The organism is Alloscardovia sp. HMSC034E08 (assembly GCF_001813415.1).
Classification (GTDB): Bacteria; Actinomycetota; Actinomycetes; order Actinomycetales; family Bifidobacteriaceae; genus Alloscardovia; species Alloscardovia omnicolens.
In genome coordinates, this window is record NZ_KV812468.1 from 285,228 (window position 1) to 300,911 (window position 15,684).

Sequence of the window (15,684 nt, forward strand, 5' to 3'; positions counted from 1 at the left end):
GTCATCATATCCGTGCTCAGCTTCATCAGCAAGACGGTAGAGTTTGTCATTTTCTTCTGCGTTAAAATCATCATGAGATAATAGTGTGTATGTCTTTTCTTTTTTCATTTTATCTCCTTTTAGTGTTGAGTAGTTTTTTATATTGTGTTCTCATTTTTCATTGAATGAATTATTGTGTGACCGTATTTTGTTTGTGTGACGATAACCTCTAGTAGTGTCCCCTTTATCGTCTGCTCCGAGGTAGAGAAGTTTGAGTGGGTTGTCGTCTAGCTCATAAATTTTTAAGGCGTGCTCTACAACGTATACGGATTGTTCTGGCGTTATTCCGTGCTTGAGAGCCGAGGGGAATATATTCATATTTAATATTGTACCACAAAAATAGGGGATTGTTCTTTCTTTGTATTTTCTTTGAATAAATGAACAGTCCCGGGCATGGCGTGAGCCATGTTCAGGACTGTTTTGGGTTTGCGTGAAAAGTTTTTTAGGCGAGTTGCTGTGTCAGGGCTTGCTTGATGATGTCGTTGCGTTTGAGTCCTAGCGAGGTGGCAAGGGTATCGATTTTCTGGAGTAAGGATTGCGAGACAGATATGTTGATGGATTCTTCAGTCTCGTTTGTACTGTCTGGTTTTTGTGTGAGTCGCTGTACTGCTTCTTCGACTGTTGGCGCGTTGCCAGCTGCTTCCATGAGCATGTTATCGAGGTATTGTTGTCCCTCGTCGTGTGACCATTCCACGGCTTTGTCTTTGTCCCATTTGATAGTGGTGTTTTCCATTTTCTGCTCCTTACGTTGTTAGTCTCTGTCAAAGAATCCGTCTTGTTCGGCGTTCACATGGAACACGTGAACGCGTCCGGTCTTGTCTCTTTTTAGAATTATTTCAAGTGACGAAACGAGGGCGTCGCCTTGATAAGGACCTGTCAGTTTGATGTATGTGGCGCCTTTGACGGTGTAGGTATACATCTTCGTGTGATGGCGAGTGGCGTATATGACATCGTCGAGCGTGTACCCGTGTTTGCTTGCGGAGTCTTCAAACTCTATTCCTCTATCGTAAACCATAATCATTTTAACACTGGTTTGTTACGCCTTAGTGTTAGTCCCCCTTGTTCTTGTCTGTGATTATTTTTTGTTCATATTGTTGAACACTTTTTGAGTAAAGAAGTGGAGCCTGGAGGGCAACTGGCGTGGCTGGAGCGTGAGCGTAAGACGCGGCACAGTTGCGTGGAAGGATCACTTCTTTATGATGGAAAGTGTTAAGAATATGACACAAATTAGTGAGGGATAGTACGCCTGTTAGGGCGTTCCATGCGGTGAGAGTGCAGTGTGTACCTTGGGTACACACTGTCCATGAAGAAAAACAGAGTGGTTCACATTATTGAACCACTCATTATCCCATACAAAAGGGCAGAGGAAACAGGAAGTCTCATCGTGTTGTCGTATTCTCTCTCGGTCTTATTTCTTTGGTTGCGTTGATAGAAGCACAAGGAAAGCTGGCAGTTCATGAAGAACTACCAGCCAGAGAAGTGTGGATGGTTTACAAGCCTAGCATGGCGAATACTTCATCGACATGACGCATACTTTCGATATTCTCGTAGTTGTCTTTCTCGTCAAGTACCCACTTATCGAGCCAGAAGGTGTAGCCAACGGTTGGGTCGTCCTTGCATATCGCCAGGAACATTTGCTCACAGTACTCATGAACTTCAAAATCGGAATCATTCTTGAAACTCTCGTATTGTTTGAATGCGAATCGTGGATCACGGCATTCGATTTCGTCTTGCTCGACTTTCGTCCAATGGCCGTCGAGGGTGGTGCGAGTCATTGTTTCGATGATGATAGCGTGTCGTAACATAATAAGTTGTCCTTTCATTAAGAGGCGAGTGATTCTCGTCTATCTTCTTTTGTTGATGATTGCGGTTCACGTCGCACCCGGTGGCGTATGTCACACCCTTTGGGGTGCTTGACCCATCATCGTGTGGATCCCACAACGTGGGAGACACTCGGGTGGGTTGACATACGTCTGTTGGGTGCGGCGAGCATTCATCGCAAAACAAAAGAAGACGAGAACCTTCCCCTCTCTTGATATGAAACGGACATCATTATGTCGTGTTACGCGTTGCACGCTATCGTCGATGAAGCTGCGTGCTACTACCATTTCTGGTCGGTGAAAAGTGCACGCGCAATGAGGCAGCGTGAATACGTGTGTAGGGGATTGAGGACGAAAGGTTCAAGAAGGATACTGATAGAAGTCAGACACTGCTGAACGATATTCTTTTACGAGTAAGTGCACCTCTTATGGCTTTTTTAATCGTGGCTAAGGAAGTGAAAAGTGAAGTCAAGTGTTTGGTACTTGCTAGTGTGGAGGGGGTTGAGAGTTCCTAGGACTCTTTTAGGTACAAAGAAAAGAACGCGAAGCAATTGCTGCAGATTTTCTCTCACCGATTCTGACAGTGTTATTTATTTTCTTAATGCCGCGCTCGAAGCTATGGTCTGCCGGTCAGCCTGGAAGGCTGGCTGGCAGACCGAGCGGCCACGCGGCGCAGCCGTGAAAAGTAGGTTGTAGGGTTGCCGTGGCGGTGAGCGGTCTCAAGGGCGGGGTGGTGGGAGTGAATACTCGAGCTCACCGGTCACACTGGTTAGCCGAGCGGTGCGCTTTTTAGGGTGAGCGAGAGTATTCACCATGCTTACTTACCAGTGGTAACGATGCTGGTAATGTCGTCGCCCATGTTTGGATAGCAGTCATAGACCCAACTGCTGGTGTCGTAGCAGAAGTAATCCTCGAGCGTTGCTACCTTATCCAAGAACGTGTCTGCTAACTGTTTATCGTGGACTAGCGTATCGAACGCAGCCATTTGTTCATCGGTCAAGATACCAGTGAACTTCTCGATATACCGCGCTTTGACGTCATAACGCAAGATTTGGCGATTGTAATATTCTTCATCTACGTATTCACGCAGATTATAAATCGAGCATTCCAGCTGTCTAAAAGACAGTTCTTCTGTTTCGCCTACTTTGCCTTTGGCGTAGGTGATGGACGATTGTTCTGTGTACAAAATGGCCATGCCCGGCTCATAATCCACAAAATCATAGGTCACTGTAATCGTTTCACCTCGTAAGTCTTCCCTTATCATAGATAGCTGACCGGTCACAGCACGAAAATCTTCTGTTATGCACTCGAAGGTCCATGCAATGTTTTCGTGATACGCCCAGCGTCCACACCCGTCAAACGACGCGGACGCTGTGACAGTTTTATCGTCGTTGACCTGTATCTGGGTATCGTCGTGAATGGTTGTTCCGTAATATGCGTCCGTGTTCACAGTGTTAAACAGTGTGATGAATTTAGTCGCAGTATCCTCGCTTGATGCAGTGATAGTGATAGTTCCACTGGCTTCGGAGATGTTAGCCATTATCGTGTCCTTTCATAACTGACAACAGGTGCCCGGACAACCCTGTGTGGTTGTTCGTGGTAGTTATGAGGTCGGCAGACTATGCCAGATCAGACACGCCAGATACGCGCGAAAACACCCGTGAAGGCAACCAGCTATGCTTGGCATAACCGTGTTATGCGAGGGCTGGTTGGCTCACGGGTGGGTGAGAAGGATCAGCGCGTGGATGAGATGGTTAGTCTGCTAGACTCATGGCTACCACGCTCAAAATAATGGCCGCTCTAGGCTCGTAATCGGGCGTGAATACTACGCAGGCGTGTCCAGGATCAATGAAAACTGATCCTGGACACAAACCAGAAGATATCTATTGTATGTAGGCAAAAGATTGAGGCGGGCAGGTAAGACGAGGCGTATACTCGCTTAACCGCAAGGGAATATCGAATTTATTGACATTTGATAATTCGATAGCATGCGCAACAGTAGTGTCATGGAAATATGCCATATATTTGTCATGACTTATTCCGCCACGCGTATGTGTATTCTCCCAAATGGATTCTGGAGTATCAGTATGAATACGACGAATACGCGCTTCAGCGACTACACGTTGTATAGGGGCGGATGCATAGATTACGAGGGTATCAACATCATCTCGTTTGAATACCTTTCGACGGAACTCAAATGTTTTTTCGCCTGTAAGAATTTTTGCCACATATTCGGGTTTAATAGATAATAAAGCTTTCACCGTTTCCTCCTAAATGAATAAGTTGGACGAGTTGGTCATCAGAAATGCATTGCCCATTAGGCCGTTGATGTTCATCGAGAAGCTGGTTATCAAGAAGACGTTGTCTCGTGGGATAAGGAGTGGAAAAGGAAAAGTTTTCAATGAATAAGAGTATATAAGGGTACCGTTTATTAGCCCAGAAAAGTTGGAGCTCATCATCGGTGAAGACACTGCGTCCCTTGATATACCTGTAGAACTCATCATAGGATGTGAAACTGCTAATATGTGTGACTTCTACAACACTGCATACGGTACTGACCACTGATGAATAATACGCTGAGCTTTTATCAGGCGCCGTGCGATAAATTAAGATTCGATCTCCGTACTGCAACTGAGCAGTAAACGGCATTGCGGTCAGATAAATTTTTTCAATTGAATTCGTCATCGTCGCGTCAGGTATGGAAACTGTCTTTTCGGTTGCTAAGCGCGACGAGAACATACGCGAATGGTATTGAGGGTAAATCGGTAAATAAATATTCTTCCTTGATGTATTTAACGCGATAAAAGGATATGACGTGTAAATGTTAGACATGGATTGATTACTTGCAGGACGAGTCTTTTCCCATACCTGTTCCTTGTTCTTATATCCGGTTTGCTTGAAACCATACTGTTCCAGCATTCGTCGTAAACCTTGGGTATGAGGGGCATCAAAAAGAGTTACATATGTATAAGCGTATTCATCTTGAGCGAAGCGTTGCATAGCAATAGCGAATAAGCGTTTACCGAGACTTGAATGATGAGCGAAATCAACCTTAAAAGTGCCAATTTTTAAACGCCGTCCAGAAATGGGCGGAATGACGGTGTTGTCTATACCCGTCTCATCTTTTAAATAGAGGAAAGCTATAACATGGCTGTTAGAGATGCTGACATAAGCTGTCTGGTGCATTGCTGCTTTTCGCTGATACCAGGCATCAAAACCTTCGTATGTAGCGCGCAGACTGTCAAAAAACGGGTCATGCAGATCGATATCAGCGAAATATCTTAGTTCAATAGGATCTATGTTAGTCATCGAAAACATTACTCCTTAAAAATATTGTTGAGTGTCGTCTCATGCCCTAGTTTTGCGACATAGATGGGATATCGTACTGAAGAATATGGGAAGAGCTCATCAACGATAGATGTAGAAACTGAAGTGTACTTCTCCAAAGCCTTTCGATTTGACGAGTTGATAGTGAAAAAGTCTTCCAGTGTCCATAAACCAAGCTCCTTACCGTCCCGAGCACTGACATAACGAATTACTTGCGCATTTTCAAAATCGTGCGTACGCACTTCATATGTTTTCTCCCCCGATAGGATGGATTGATATATCGTATCTTGAATCTTCGCGGTAATAATCGTAATTGCCTTCACGCCATGTCCTTAATGTTGGCATCAATCCATTGACTCAGAACATCGCCCATAGATTGAGACGTTAGAGCAGCATAACGCTTGAGTGCTCGGTGACGTTTCTCTGTAACGAGGACATTAAGTTGCCGTACAGGCTCATTATCTACTCGTGGATAACGCGATAACGAAGAAACTCGATTAACCATATAAACATCCCTTCTATAAAACTAGAATACTAGAAATTTTAGGTGAAAACACTTAAACTAGAGAATCTAGTACTCTATGCGCCTATAAAGTGAGGGGTGTGATCATGCGTGTATGATCACACCCCGTCCGTTTTTTCACCTGGTTGCTGGTTAGAATGGCATGTCCGTGTAGCCGTTGCCAGCCCAATCAGAACCAGGAGTTGATGCTGGTGGAGTAGCCGACGGGGCTGCTGCAGCGTTCTTTTGTTCACGCAGCGCACTCATAATCATGTTGTCGGTGAGGTTATCGGCAATAAAAGTCGCTTGTGTTTTCGCGGTGCCGTCTTTGCTGATCCATGCGCGCGGTACAGGGTCAAACCGGCCCAGAGCAATCACACTGGCACCTTTAGCGAGACGACCATTCGAGTGCAGCATGTGGAGTGTATCGGCGAACTTGCCGAAGAGTTTGACGCGCACGAAATCAGCAGGCCCGTCTTCCCACGTGCCGCTGCTGGTGCGTTGACGGTTATTCGAGGCGACCGTGAACTCGATAAACGACTTCTTGGTATTATCTCCTGGAACATAGGTTTCCTCGGCAACGAGGTTACCTTCCAGGATCTGCATCATACTTGTTTTCATTGTTATCTCCTTATACTTAAATAATCTCATACACACTGGTTGCATCAGCAGCAATCAGGATCATGTCACCACTGCCGTATTCGTCGTAGTAGATAATCCAACGGCCTTCCAGGTTCGCGATCACGATTTGCTGGAAACCATCAGTGTCTTTGGTAGAACAATCATAGTTGTACAGTTTCGTGTATCCGTCCACTGAGCCGACCGGGACGTGATGAGAAGCCAGATTCCAATCGTTACTTAACGTGACAGTGAATTTACCGTCACCACAATTATTCATGTATAAGGCTTTCATCGCACCATCGCCCACGCACAAGCAGCCCGCATCAGCATAATAGGTTAATTCTTCAGTAAAAATAGGTGTCGTCATGAGATTGTCCTTTACCTGGTAGCCCAGTCGATAAGTTGCTCTTCTTGATGAGTGTCGTGTTCCTGGTAGGCACGGTAGGTGGCTATTTCTACCCATGCACCCTCAGGCTTTTCATGTGGCCACGCGAAAATCGTATCGTTGTCATCACCCTCGCTGATGTGCATCTGATACCACTGCTGGACAGACACTGTAGGGATAGACAGGTCGAAGTACCCATAACCGTAGGTGAGGTTATAACGATTAGCGAAAATCACGAACCGGATAATGTCTTCCAGGCTTGCCTTTTCTAAATATCGGAAGACTTTCTTTGCATACTGACTAACAGTGTCTGGACCATTAACATACTGGTCATGAATACGCTTGGTAGTAGGGTTCATGGTCGCGAAAAACTTGGTACGCGGGTCTCCTTCACCCACGTATTGTGTGTAGCGCAAGGCTGCTCGACGTAACTGATCGAGAGGAACAACCATGAAAGCACCAGCATCGGTAGTGAAACGAATATGAGTGACGGAAGTCATAATAAAAGTCCTTTAGGAGAGTTTGGTTAATGTGATTTCGAGGGTAGGGTTCACGCAAGCGGGCAGCTGCGCGTACTCGTCGAGTCCGAAGCGACTCAAGATATGGTCGATATCGTATGTGTTTTCGCATGCGATGATCCAACGCACAGTGTGGGGATTGCCTATTTTGACGCAACGCTGCTGTGGTAACTCATTGAGTATGGCAGCGATTGCTAGGGCTTGTGTATGGTTAATCGTGCTGGTTTTCATAAACGCGAGGATGGGTAACCATCCTGTACTGTCTTGCATGTCCACGTTTTGGCTGATGTGGACGATTAAACGTACTTTTGATGATTGTGTTGTCATAATGACTCCTTGCTCAGTCACACGCAAAGAATATTAAAACCCTTGCGTGTGCTGGTTGTAAGAGTTGAAAAATGTTTTAAGCGGTGATGATTAGGCTGTGTCCGTTGCGTCCTGATAACGCGATTTCCATGCGAGCTAACACATCTGTGCCCAGTTTTTCGATAGCATCGATAACACTGTCGTAGAGCGTTTCCCACGCTGTAGTGAATTGCTCTTCATATTCTGATGCATACTGGTTGTCGAGGCTGTGAAAATCGTGAATATACCTGGTAAATGATGCATCAACATCAGCCAGATGTCCTAGATTGGTAAATAAATCTCCGTTATTGAAAGAGTCGATGACAGCTGCTGCCAAATCGGTAAGCATGACCGTATAGCTGCCATAGGAGTAAAAATCGAAATATACTGCGTTTCCGGTAACCATTTTTCATCACCTTTATTGTGTTGAGGCTTGGTGGCCTATTATTTTTGTTGACACTACCATTATAAAGCATAATTTTATGCTTAGCAACTTATCGGCGTGTCGTTTTGGTGATGTTGTCATGATCTACCTGCTTGCTGCGTAATAACGCTGGACTTGGTAATCTTTGTATTTAAGAGCCTTTTTAGGGCTTCTTGGCGGGTTAAACCTGGAGTGTAGCGGATCTGTTATTGATGTGTGAGAGTTGTTGCGCGGTGAATGTGAGTTTACCGCCGGTTGCGCTTGGTGCATAAGAGGGGGCAGTGTGTGTTATTGGACTGTTTGTTCACGCTGCGGAAGCGGCTGCTGAATGACGAGCTACTACCCAGATCGCGATATTCTCTGTGATCATTGTTATGCATCCTTTGTTGTCTGTGAACATTAGAGTGGAACCACTCTGCCTAGATGGCGTAAGGGTGATTTTTCCTGTTATAAAGTAATGACAGATATGCTGTCGCGGTGTTGATATCAAAGGCTTTCGTACCTGTAAATGGAGCTTTTGTAAAATGTAGACACGATAAATGACACACCGAAACTTGCTACGCATAAAATTATGCTTTATAATGGTAGTGTCAACAAAAATAATAGGCCACCAAGCCTCAACACAATAAAGGTGATGAAAAATGGACAACACAGCAATCGCATACGATTTCACATTCTACGGCAGCGGTCAACAAAACCACTTTACTCTCGCTGAAGAGGATCTTGTAGAAGCAGCGAACTTCCAAATCTGGAACAACCGGCTTGGTCTGCTTGATAATCTCGAGACCATCGCTACGATTACGCCGCTGCTGAAAAGCACATACGAGTTCTTCTACAACCTCGAGCAAGGTGAAGAAGTCTACTACAACAGAACCGCACAGGGTGACGAGTACGATGATTTCGAAGACTTTGACGAGGCCTATGAACAGGCAAGTAGCCTGCTCGATACGATTATCAAGAGCCTACCGAAAGCGGTACTGTGTGAGATTATCGGCAGTCTCGAATACGCAAGCTCCTACAGTTGGGAAAAAGTCAACGCCGACGATTACCGCCTTGATGATCCTAACGTGTGGTATCGCAACATAGTAATTTAACAATGTACCTTGCAGGGGGTGGTGAGATACCCGCCCCTCGCTTTTATTTAGAAAAGAGAACCCCTATCTATGACTCCAGCAGAATTCAAGACCATTCGCTCCATCATGGGCACCAGCCAAGCCGATTTAAGTAATCTCTTCCATGCCAATCAGTCGTCTATCCAACGGTGGGAACGAGGGATAGTGCCAATCCCTGAAGACGTTGCGAGAACCATAGCCTACCGTTTCTATCACTGGAACGAGCATATCGCCGAAACAGTCGATAAGGCAATAGAGATGGTCGAAGAGCAGGGCGGCGATCCCGAGGCCTTCGAGTTCGCAATCTACCCCACCGCAAGCAGCTACTACAAAGTACACCCGTATGGAACAGATCTAACCTACAGCGAGCATATCGCGAAAGTGGGTATGATTTACGCGCAGCTGCTCGCGGCTGACTTTACTGTGCGCATCAACTATGTAAAACTCGAGAAAGAAAACAAGTAATGGTCGACTACAAGGATATGCGGCCGACAAGCCGGGAAACGAAAGACATCGGATTATTCATACGAGATCGATTCCGTCAACTAGGCCTAACAAATGCGCGCATCGCGCCACTGTTAAATCGACAAGACTCTTATGTGGATTTGCGTGTAGCGGGTCGTAGGCCGTTCACGATTGACGATTTAGAGGTTATACGCGAGAAACTTGGTTATGAGTCTCTCGAAGACTTCTTCACTACCTATTTCAAATATCAAGCTCTGAATAAAAAGATAGACGATACTGCTACCACGGTAAGCGAGTCTCGAGCAGACTCTCTGCCGGCAGATAAACTGATAGGGCTTTTTATTAAATCGGAGCTGAAAAGACGAAATATTCCTATCAAAACGATAAGCCAGTGGGTCAAGCGCAACGCAGGATATGTTGAGATGTGCATCAACGGTAGGAGTTCGTTCATGATCCACCATGTCGAAACAATAGCTCACAATCTCGGTTATGAGGGTTTGTTTGATTTTCTCGCCGCTGCCAACCAGTATAAACAAACGTTAGAAATCTAAACCGATTTGTCCTGCATTGGCGGATACAAGTTGTCCCCCTCTTCTCGTTTGAGAGGAAGGGGACAACATTTAGGGGTGAAGAATTATTTATTCTTCATCCTCACCAGTAGTTGCTGCTGGTGTTGCGTGTGAGCCAATGTGCGCGTGGCGGCGGCGAGAGAAGACCAGGAGTGTTCCCAAACCTGCTGCAGCCATAGCTGCCAGGATGAATGGTGCGATCTCGGAACCGGTCTTGGCCAGAACACCCATACGGGTAGCATTCCAATCATCGGACGCGGTTACAGGAGTGTCGAAGCACATGCCTGTAGGCACGGTCGTACCCTTATCAGTGTTTTCTGGGTCGAATGGATGCTTGTTATCAACAACACATGGAATCAATGGCGTACCAGTTGTTGTACCGCGATCAGTGTGGTTAATACCGGTCATGTTCTTTAATGTACCGGTCACTTCCACGTATGCACCCGGTTTCAAGACCAGGTTGTTCCACCCGTCAGGATACGTAAGGTCGGTGACTTCACCGCTGCCAGCGATAGTCTTATCGGTCAGCGTGATCCGGGCTAGGTCTACTGCACCCGTATTGATGATACGGAAGACGACCTTGGTGCCATCCTTCGCGTTCGTCAACGCTTCACGTGGAGTGTTACGGTCACCTGCTTCGAGACCGGATGCTGCATCATACTTAATCAGCTTGATAGCAGGAGTCTGATCAGGAGTCTTCGTCCACACAACATTCGACTTGCGCTCTACCTTGTTAAAGGTTTCCACAAACTGGTTTTCAACACGGTCGGATACCTTCAAACGGGTCATTTGGATGTAGCCAGTCCAGGAGAAGTCAGAATCCATGACAGAGGCCAGTTCAAGGAAACGAGCAGTCGCTTCCAGAGTGATCACACCGTTCTCGTCCTTGTAAGTGAACAAGTCAGCACCAAAGACGGTCGAGTCTACACCGCTGCCAGCGATACGTGTACCCTTAGCAGCGATAACCTTACCGTCCTTGTCGGTTAGATCATTGTTGAGGTAGACAGCCCACTGGCCAGTCGGCTTGTCGTAGTCCTCGTTGTAATCATCCACGATCTTCCAATCGGTAATGGTCTTGTAAGCACGATTGCCCGTAATCTTCGAGGAGTCAAGACGATACAGGAACTGGTGGTTCTTGTAAATGCTCTTACCGTTCGCGCTTTCACCGTTGACCTTGACAGTAACATCCTTCCTCGGGTTAATCTCCTTGATCGGATTAGTCACGGTATTAGTGACATCTTCACGGTTGTTCGTGATCTGGGTTGCGGTGTTCTTGACCACGTAGCCGTCAGTGACCTTGGCAACCTTCATCGGCAGAACGATCGTGTAGTTTTGACCCAGAACATTCTGATCGATGCTTGGATCAGTCTTCGGGCTCAATTCCTTCTTGGAGTATTCCTTCAAATCGGTTGGCTGTGGGTTACCCTTGATAACCTCATCCAAGTAAGACGTATCCACAGTCTTGAAGAATGCGTATACCATGCCGTCCTTGACCTGGATATTGAACTTGTCGGTCACATCGCGGCCCTGAGCATCCTGAACCTCGATACCGGATTCATCCAAGTTCAAATACCCCTCGTCGTAGTCATCGACCATGCCGAGGCGCTGGACCTTGTATGCCTGGTTCTTCAAGGATGCAGCATCCAAAGTCAGACGATAGTACACGTCGTCACCGTAGTACACAGTCTTGCCATCAATGTTGATACCAGCCTTGGTTTCATCACGCTTGAGCGGGTTTGGATTATCAGGAATGTTCGTCACCGTGTTAGAGTCAGTGAGCGAATTGTTGAGCTTTAAGACCCAATCATTATTCACCGTCTTCTTGACTGGAGCGTCCTTCTTCACGGTTGCCTCGAAACGCACCAGATAACGCAAAGCTGCACCCTTAGTAAAATGCGTCTTCACGTATTCAGACGTCAACGTGATGGTGAACTGATGCTTAGCAGCATCATTCTTCATGGTGTAGGCTTTCTTGGACACAGTCTTCCCCGTGGTCAAGTCACGCACCTCGATCGTCTGCTTGTCCACGTCTACCCACTGATCATACGTATCCGTGAAAGTCACAGTCTCGATATCGTACGCGAGATCCTTGGATAACTGTGGAGTAGTCATCAATTCATACTCAACCTTTTGTCCAGGGAACACACTCTTGGTGTTAATGCTGTCCTGGTCGCCACCCTGAGAGGCTTCACCGACAACATCCTTCTTCACTGGTGGAACATAACCACAAATGTTTGGTTCGTTCGTATCCTTCTTGTCGTTATTCACGGTGACGTGTCCCGCGTTGAGCAGGCCTTCCTTCGAAGCTGGATTCTCGCAGAATGCTACCTCGCTACCAGCAGCCACTCCTGCATCCTTACGTACCTGCTTGGCACCCTTACCGTTAGCATAGTTAGCCTTACCGCCGATAAGGAGTGTGTACTGGCGTGCAGAAGGCAAGCCCTTGAGCTCTGCTAAAGCATCCTTCTTCATAGCAGCGGTAACAACCGTACCCTGAGAAGTAATCGTGAACTTGTCGGTCACATCCTTGCCAGTAGAAACAATATCGTTCACCGTAGCATTCTGGCCGTCTGTCGTATCCACGGTGTACACGTGGACATCCTTCATATCAGGATCGAAGATATAGTCTGCCGGCGCGTAATCATCACTAATAGTGAAGTTTTCAGGAGCCTGTGCCAAATCAGCCGATACGGTCGTGTTCACACCGGTTGCAACCTTGTCGCCATCGAGGAAGACATGCTTGTCCGCGCCCACAGCGTTACTGCCGTCCTTATCGGTAACAGCAGCCCACTTCTTCGCAGCAGCATCCCAGAACAACCATGCCTTATTCGGCTTGTATGTCCAGGTAGGGAAATGATGGGTATCCGTGTTACCGGTAGGCTTACCATCCCACACTACGCTACCATAGTCGTCTACGTGGTTAATGTTTGGTAGGTCTACCACGATATCAAGAATGTATTGGAAGTCATGCTTGTTCGGCAGCTGCCCACCCTTCCAGGTTGCAGTAGCCACGTTATTTGGAGCAGGCGTGTTATCAGTCGTGTTAAACGTAAACTGACCAGACACGTCCTGACCAGTGGTGGTATCGATGATACGTTGGTTCTTAATACGATAAGTCACACCATTAGGAGTAATCGTATCGCTAATGGTCATGTTCTTACCACCCACACCTGTTCCACTGGTAATCGTGGTGGTGTTCACCATACTATCCGCACTTACACCCTTAGTGATTTCCTTGGTTGGGGGCGTTGGCGGAGTTTTTAACGGTGGCTGATCAGACGCGAGCACAATCACTACCAGCGACTTGTTACCACCATTAGTCTCACGCTCAGCCATACCGCTAATCGTAATACCAGATGATAAACGGTTACTTACAGTGTACTGCCCACCTTCATGCGTATATGTCTTAGCATTGACTTCGTTATACCATGCTTTCATCCAGGCATCCTGGGAGTGACTACCAGTTGCGCTGGCAATCGTGTTGTCGCTACTCTTGACCGCGCCGACAGCGAAGACGCGGCAGTTCGCGCCTGATGCGTCTCCATTATGGCGTGTAGCATAGTTATTGTTGCACTCAGTTAAAGCTGCGGATGTGGCTTGGTGTACGTGGGAGGCAACGTCACCGTATATAGTGCCGCCCAGTTGACCGGTCAGCACGCTCGTGACGGTACCATCGTTGGCTGGGCCGAAATTATCGTTCGTAGCCCATACAACCCGTGAGGTGTAGTTACCAGAACCAGTATTACCACCGGTAGATCCGCCACCACCATCGGCCGCCCATGCGAAGCCGCCAAAAAGTGTGGACGCTGCCACACCCACCGCCATAGTCTTGACCAGACCCTGGCGGATTTTGATATTGAGATGCTTATGTTTAGCCATCAAGCAACCCTTTCCTCAATCTTTCGCTCCCCACCTTGGAGAGCACCTATAGGTTCAAGAAACACGCAAGTGTTCCTAAAAAGTAATGAGAATTAAAAGAGGTTGCTTTTGATATCAAAAGAGTGTGCCCACGCTTTTGCGTGGACACACTTCAGAGAGAGGGAAGAACAACAGGCTTTTGTTGTTACCCAATGATGTATTGGCAAGTTCCCTGAGCTTCACAAGAACCGGGTGGTATATTTGCTAGCGCGGAGCGCCAGTCGAAGTCACTACCGCTCGACGATGATCCACCACTCGTATTACCACCGGTATTGCCTGAGTTTGATCGCGGCGCACTATAGGAACGCGTTCCGCCACCAGAATAGGATCGAGAACCAGAACGAGACTGCGCTTGCGCCTGCGCCTGCGCTTGAGCTGCTTGAGCTGCTGCGGCTTGTGCGTCGGCATCCTTCTTCGCCTGCATACTCGCATTGACTTGATCGATAGCAGCTTGCACAGGCTCAACCACTTTCTTCAAAGACTCCACAGTCGCATTCTTATCGTTGAGTGCATTCTTGACTGCGTTGATAGTGTTTTGTAGGTTATCGCGCGTACTATTATCCGCTACCTGACCATCAGAAGACGCCAGCAGACTATTCATCTCGTCCAGCTTAGATTGCACCATGTTCTTCGCATTGTCCACGTCTTTCTCACTCTTAGACTTCACCACAGCATTCAACGCCTTATCCAACTCACGCGTATACGCTACAAGGTCAGCCTGAGCCTTATCCACACGATGAGTAGACGCAGTAAACGTATCCTGCCATGCAATCACACAATCAGACAATTTCAAGCGAGACGGCTGCTTCTTATACACACTCATAAACGTTGTGAACGTGTCAGCATTCTTCACCTGCTCAGGGCTAGTTACTACTTGGGCAGTCTCATCAGCATGCACTTTCACCTTCTCAAAACCAGACCACGCACGAGAATACAATGAACTCGAAGAGTGACAATCAGCCTGCTTACCCGCATGAACCCACGCTACAACACCCACGCACACACCAACAATAAGCACAACCGAAAGCACACCAACCAGCCACACCAGCCAACGCTTCGATTGTGTGTTCACTTTTTTATCTTCTGTATTGTTTGCCTCTATGTTGTTCATTATTCTCTCTTTTCTTCTTCTAAAAACTATTTAACAAAACAATAAGGATCCAGCTCAGGAAAAACATTTCGTATCCCACCACCGGCACCCAGCCGCGACGCTTTGTGATAACAAACCACATCCTGTTTACCAGCTTTTCGCGTATACCGTGTACTCGCGTCATGGAATCAGTGTCTTTTACTATCGGGTATATCAGGTAAAACAGGTATCCTAATGCTGTTATCCATATGCCCATCAGCGCAATAGTAAGACCTATGGGGCTTGTCCATACTTGCATCATGAGTTGCTGGATTATCATGATAATAATCATGGTGCTAATAATGATTTGCTTCACACGTGTAGACACCATTCCCTCCTCCGTCAAAAGCATGATTGCTGTCATCTAGTAATGACATAGCTTGTAACTATGCTTTGATATCAACAACTATAGAGTCTCTTGTGGTCACCGTGACCACAAGCAGCAGCTGACATCATGGGGGCAAGGGGAGAAGAAATTATGAGTATGACAATCAAGATTATCCATGCCGG

General features: G+C 46.9%; 20 protein-coding genes. 4 read left to right on the forward strand and 16 right to left on the reverse strand.

Annotation, left to right across the window (positions count from 1 at the left end; translation table 11 throughout):
* Positions 1-481 precede the first annotated feature (481 nt).
* From HMPREF2909_RS02715 to HMPREF2909_RS02730, 4 genes are all read right to left on the reverse strand, one after another.
* The gene (locus HMPREF2909_RS02715) at positions 482-772 is read right to left on the reverse strand and encodes a ribbon-helix-helix domain-containing protein (RefSeq protein ID WP_071415134.1); all 291 of its coding nucleotides are present in this window, start codon (positions 770-772) and stop codon (positions 482-484) included.
* An 18-nt stretch (positions 773-790) separates the two neighbouring features.
* The gene (locus tag HMPREF2909_RS02720) at positions 791-1,054 is read right to left on the reverse strand and encodes a hypothetical protein (protein ID WP_148130786.1); all 264 of its coding nucleotides are present in this window, start codon (positions 1,052-1,054) and stop codon (positions 791-793) included.
* A gap of 475 nt (positions 1,055-1,529) precedes the next feature.
* Positions 1,530-1,844: a hypothetical protein gene (locus HMPREF2909_RS02725; protein WP_148130787.1), complete on the reverse strand. Its 315-nt coding sequence runs from the start codon at positions 1,842-1,844 to the stop codon at positions 1,530-1,532.
* An 832-nt stretch (positions 1,845-2,676) separates the two neighbouring features.
* The gene (locus HMPREF2909_RS02730) at positions 2,677-3,399 is read right to left on the reverse strand and encodes a hypothetical protein (RefSeq protein ID WP_071415137.1); all 723 of its coding nucleotides are present in this window, start codon (positions 3,397-3,399) and stop codon (positions 2,677-2,679) included.
* A gap of 81 nt (positions 3,400-3,480) precedes the next feature.
* Between HMPREF2909_RS02730 and HMPREF2909_RS09145 the strand changes: the two genes are divergently transcribed.
* Positions 3,481-3,651 carry a hypothetical protein gene (locus HMPREF2909_RS09145; protein ID WP_168165260.1) on the forward strand — a complete coding sequence of 57 codons (171 nt, stop codon included), beginning with the start codon at positions 3,481-3,483 and terminating at the stop codon, positions 3,649-3,651.
* Positions 3,652-3,742: 91 nt separating this feature from the next.
* Here HMPREF2909_RS09145 and HMPREF2909_RS02735 read toward each other — a convergent pair whose 3' ends face one another.
* From HMPREF2909_RS02735 to HMPREF2909_RS02775, 9 genes are all read right to left on the reverse strand, one after another.
* The gene (locus HMPREF2909_RS02735) at positions 3,743-4,120 is read right to left on the reverse strand and encodes an ASCH domain-containing protein (RefSeq protein ID WP_049217827.1); all 378 of its coding nucleotides are present in this window, start codon (positions 4,118-4,120) and stop codon (positions 3,743-3,745) included.
* Positions 4,098-5,168 (reverse strand): hypothetical protein, encoded by a 1,071-nt coding sequence (locus HMPREF2909_RS02740; protein ID WP_071415958.1) that lies wholly within the window; start codon positions 5,166-5,168, stop codon positions 4,098-4,100. The genes HMPREF2909_RS02735 and HMPREF2909_RS02740 overlap by 23 nt, the downstream gene beginning before the upstream one ends.
* A gap of 8 nt (positions 5,169-5,176) precedes the next feature.
* Positions 5,177-5,509 carry a hypothetical protein gene (locus tag HMPREF2909_RS02745; protein ID WP_049217823.1) on the reverse strand — a complete coding sequence of 111 codons (333 nt, stop codon included), beginning with the start codon at positions 5,507-5,509 and terminating at the stop codon, positions 5,177-5,179.
* Positions 5,506-5,691, reverse strand: a complete 186-nt coding sequence (locus HMPREF2909_RS02750) for a hypothetical protein (RefSeq protein WP_049217822.1) — start codon at positions 5,689-5,691, stop codon at positions 5,506-5,508. The genes HMPREF2909_RS02745 and HMPREF2909_RS02750 overlap by 4 nt, the downstream gene beginning before the upstream one ends.
* A gap of 150 nt (positions 5,692-5,841) precedes the next feature.
* The gene (locus tag HMPREF2909_RS02755; RefSeq protein ID WP_071415138.1) at positions 5,842-6,309 is read right to left on the reverse strand and encodes a single-stranded DNA-binding protein; all 468 of its coding nucleotides are present in this window, start codon (positions 6,307-6,309) and stop codon (positions 5,842-5,844) included.
* Positions 6,310-6,325: 16 nt separating this feature from the next.
* Positions 6,326-6,676, reverse strand: a complete 351-nt coding sequence (locus HMPREF2909_RS02760; RefSeq protein WP_071415139.1) for a hypothetical protein — start codon at positions 6,674-6,676, stop codon at positions 6,326-6,328.
* Between the two features lie 11 nt (positions 6,677-6,687).
* A complete protein-coding gene (locus tag HMPREF2909_RS02765) occupies positions 6,688-7,194 on the reverse strand; it encodes a hypothetical protein (protein WP_071415140.1) in 507 nt (168 codons plus the stop codon).
* Positions 7,195-7,206: 12 nt separating this feature from the next.
* Complete coding sequence (locus HMPREF2909_RS02770) at positions 7,207-7,539, reverse strand: hypothetical protein (RefSeq protein WP_071415141.1); 333 nt, start codon at positions 7,537-7,539, stop codon at positions 7,207-7,209.
* A 76-nt stretch (positions 7,540-7,615) separates the two neighbouring features.
* Positions 7,616-7,963: a hypothetical protein gene (locus HMPREF2909_RS02775; protein ID WP_049217810.1), complete on the reverse strand. Its 348-nt coding sequence runs from the start codon at positions 7,961-7,963 to the stop codon at positions 7,616-7,618.
* 659 nt (positions 7,964-8,622) lie between these two features.
* Here HMPREF2909_RS02775 and HMPREF2909_RS02780 point away from each other — a divergent pair.
* From HMPREF2909_RS02780 to HMPREF2909_RS02790, 3 genes are all read left to right on the forward strand, one after another.
* The gene (locus tag HMPREF2909_RS02780) at positions 8,623-9,075 is read left to right on the forward strand and encodes a hypothetical protein (protein WP_071415142.1); all 453 of its coding nucleotides are present in this window, start codon (positions 8,623-8,625) and stop codon (positions 9,073-9,075) included.
* Positions 9,076-9,144: 69 nt separating this feature from the next.
* Positions 9,145-9,558, forward strand: coding sequence for an Aca2/YdiL-like domain-containing protein (locus HMPREF2909_RS02785; RefSeq protein ID WP_071415143.1), 414 nt, complete (start codon positions 9,145-9,147; stop codon positions 9,556-9,558).
* Positions 9,558-10,109 carry a hypothetical protein gene (locus HMPREF2909_RS02790; protein ID WP_049217803.1) on the forward strand — a complete coding sequence of 184 codons (552 nt, stop codon included), beginning with the start codon at positions 9,558-9,560 and terminating at the stop codon, positions 10,107-10,109. The genes HMPREF2909_RS02785 and HMPREF2909_RS02790 overlap by 1 nt, the downstream gene beginning before the upstream one ends.
* Before the next feature lie 87 nt (positions 10,110-10,196).
* On the opposite strand, the gene HMPREF2909_RS02795 is transcribed toward HMPREF2909_RS02790, so the two are convergent.
* The 3 genes from HMPREF2909_RS02795 to HMPREF2909_RS02805 all read right to left on the reverse strand — a co-directional run bounded on the left by HMPREF2909_RS02795 (position 10,197) and on the right by HMPREF2909_RS02805 (position 15,505).
* Positions 10,197-14,006 carry an LPXTG cell wall anchor domain-containing protein gene (locus HMPREF2909_RS02795; RefSeq protein WP_246815503.1) on the reverse strand — a complete coding sequence of 1,270 codons (3,810 nt, stop codon included), beginning with the start codon at positions 14,004-14,006 and terminating at the stop codon, positions 10,197-10,199.
* 184 nt (positions 14,007-14,190) lie between these two features.
* Complete coding sequence (locus HMPREF2909_RS02800; protein WP_071415144.1) at positions 14,191-15,156, reverse strand: hypothetical protein; 966 nt, start codon at positions 15,154-15,156, stop codon at positions 14,191-14,193.
* Positions 15,157-15,175: 19 nt separating this feature from the next.
* The gene (locus tag HMPREF2909_RS02805; RefSeq protein WP_071415145.1) at positions 15,176-15,505 is read right to left on the reverse strand and encodes a hypothetical protein; all 330 of its coding nucleotides are present in this window, start codon (positions 15,503-15,505) and stop codon (positions 15,176-15,178) included.
* Between the last annotated feature and the right edge of the window lie 179 nt (positions 15,506-15,684).

Bases quoted from the DNA above. Each gene is read 5' to 3' on its own strand.
- HMPREF2909_RS02750 (WP_049217822.1), bottom strand. From the start codon at position 5,691: ATGGTTAATCGAGTTTCTTCGTTATCGCGTTATCCACGAGTAGATAAT.
- HMPREF2909_RS02755 (WP_071415138.1), bottom strand. From the start codon at position 6,309: ATGAAAACAAGTATGATGCAGATCCTGGAAGGTAACCTCGTTGCCGAG.
- HMPREF2909_RS02740 (WP_071415958.1), bottom strand. From the start codon at position 5,168: ATGACTAACATAGATCCTATTGAACTAAGATATTTCGCTGATATCGAT.
- HMPREF2909_RS09145 (WP_168165260.1), top strand. From the start codon at position 3,481: ATGCCAGATCAGACACGCCAGATACGCGCGAAAACACCCGTGAAGGCA.
- HMPREF2909_RS02760 (WP_071415139.1), bottom strand. From the start codon at position 6,676: ATGACGACACCTATTTTTACTGAAGAATTAACCTATTATGCTGATGCG.
- HMPREF2909_RS02765 (WP_071415140.1), bottom strand. From the start codon at position 7,194: ATGACTTCCGTCACTCATATTCGTTTCACTACCGATGCTGGTGCTTTC.
- HMPREF2909_RS02775 (WP_049217810.1), bottom strand. From the start codon at position 7,963: ATGGTTACCGGAAACGCAGTATATTTCGATTTTTACTCCTATGGCAGC.
- HMPREF2909_RS02715 (WP_071415134.1), bottom strand. From the start codon at position 772: ATGGAAAACACCACTATCAAATGGGACAAAGACAAAGCCGTGGAATGG.
- HMPREF2909_RS02785 (WP_071415143.1), top strand. From the start codon at position 9,145: ATGACTCCAGCAGAATTCAAGACCATTCGCTCCATCATGGGCACCAGC.
- HMPREF2909_RS02795 (WP_246815503.1), bottom strand. From the start codon at position 14,006: ATGGCTAAACATAAGCATCTCAATATCAAAATCCGCCAGGGTCTGGTC.
- HMPREF2909_RS02800 (WP_071415144.1), bottom strand. From the start codon at position 15,156: ATGAACAACATAGAGGCAAACAATACAGAAGATAAAAAAGTGAACACA.
- HMPREF2909_RS02805 (WP_071415145.1), bottom strand. From the start codon at position 15,505: ATGGTGTCTACACGTGTGAAGCAAATCATTATTAGCACCATGATTATT.
- HMPREF2909_RS02720 (WP_148130786.1), bottom strand. From the start codon at position 1,054: ATGGTTTACGATAGAGGAATAGAGTTTGAAGACTCCGCAAGCAAACAC.
- HMPREF2909_RS02725 (WP_148130787.1), bottom strand. From the start codon at position 1,844: ATGTTACGACACGCTATCATCATCGAAACAATGACTCGCACCACCCTC.
- HMPREF2909_RS02780 (WP_071415142.1), top strand. From the start codon at position 8,623: ATGGACAACACAGCAATCGCATACGATTTCACATTCTACGGCAGCGGT.
- HMPREF2909_RS02730 (WP_071415137.1), bottom strand. From the start codon at position 3,399: ATGGCTAACATCTCCGAAGCCAGTGGAACTATCACTATCACTGCATCA.
- HMPREF2909_RS02790 (WP_049217803.1), top strand. From the start codon at position 9,558: ATGGTCGACTACAAGGATATGCGGCCGACAAGCCGGGAAACGAAAGAC.
- HMPREF2909_RS02770 (WP_071415141.1), bottom strand. From the start codon at position 7,539: ATGACAACACAATCATCAAAAGTACGTTTAATCGTCCACATCAGCCAA.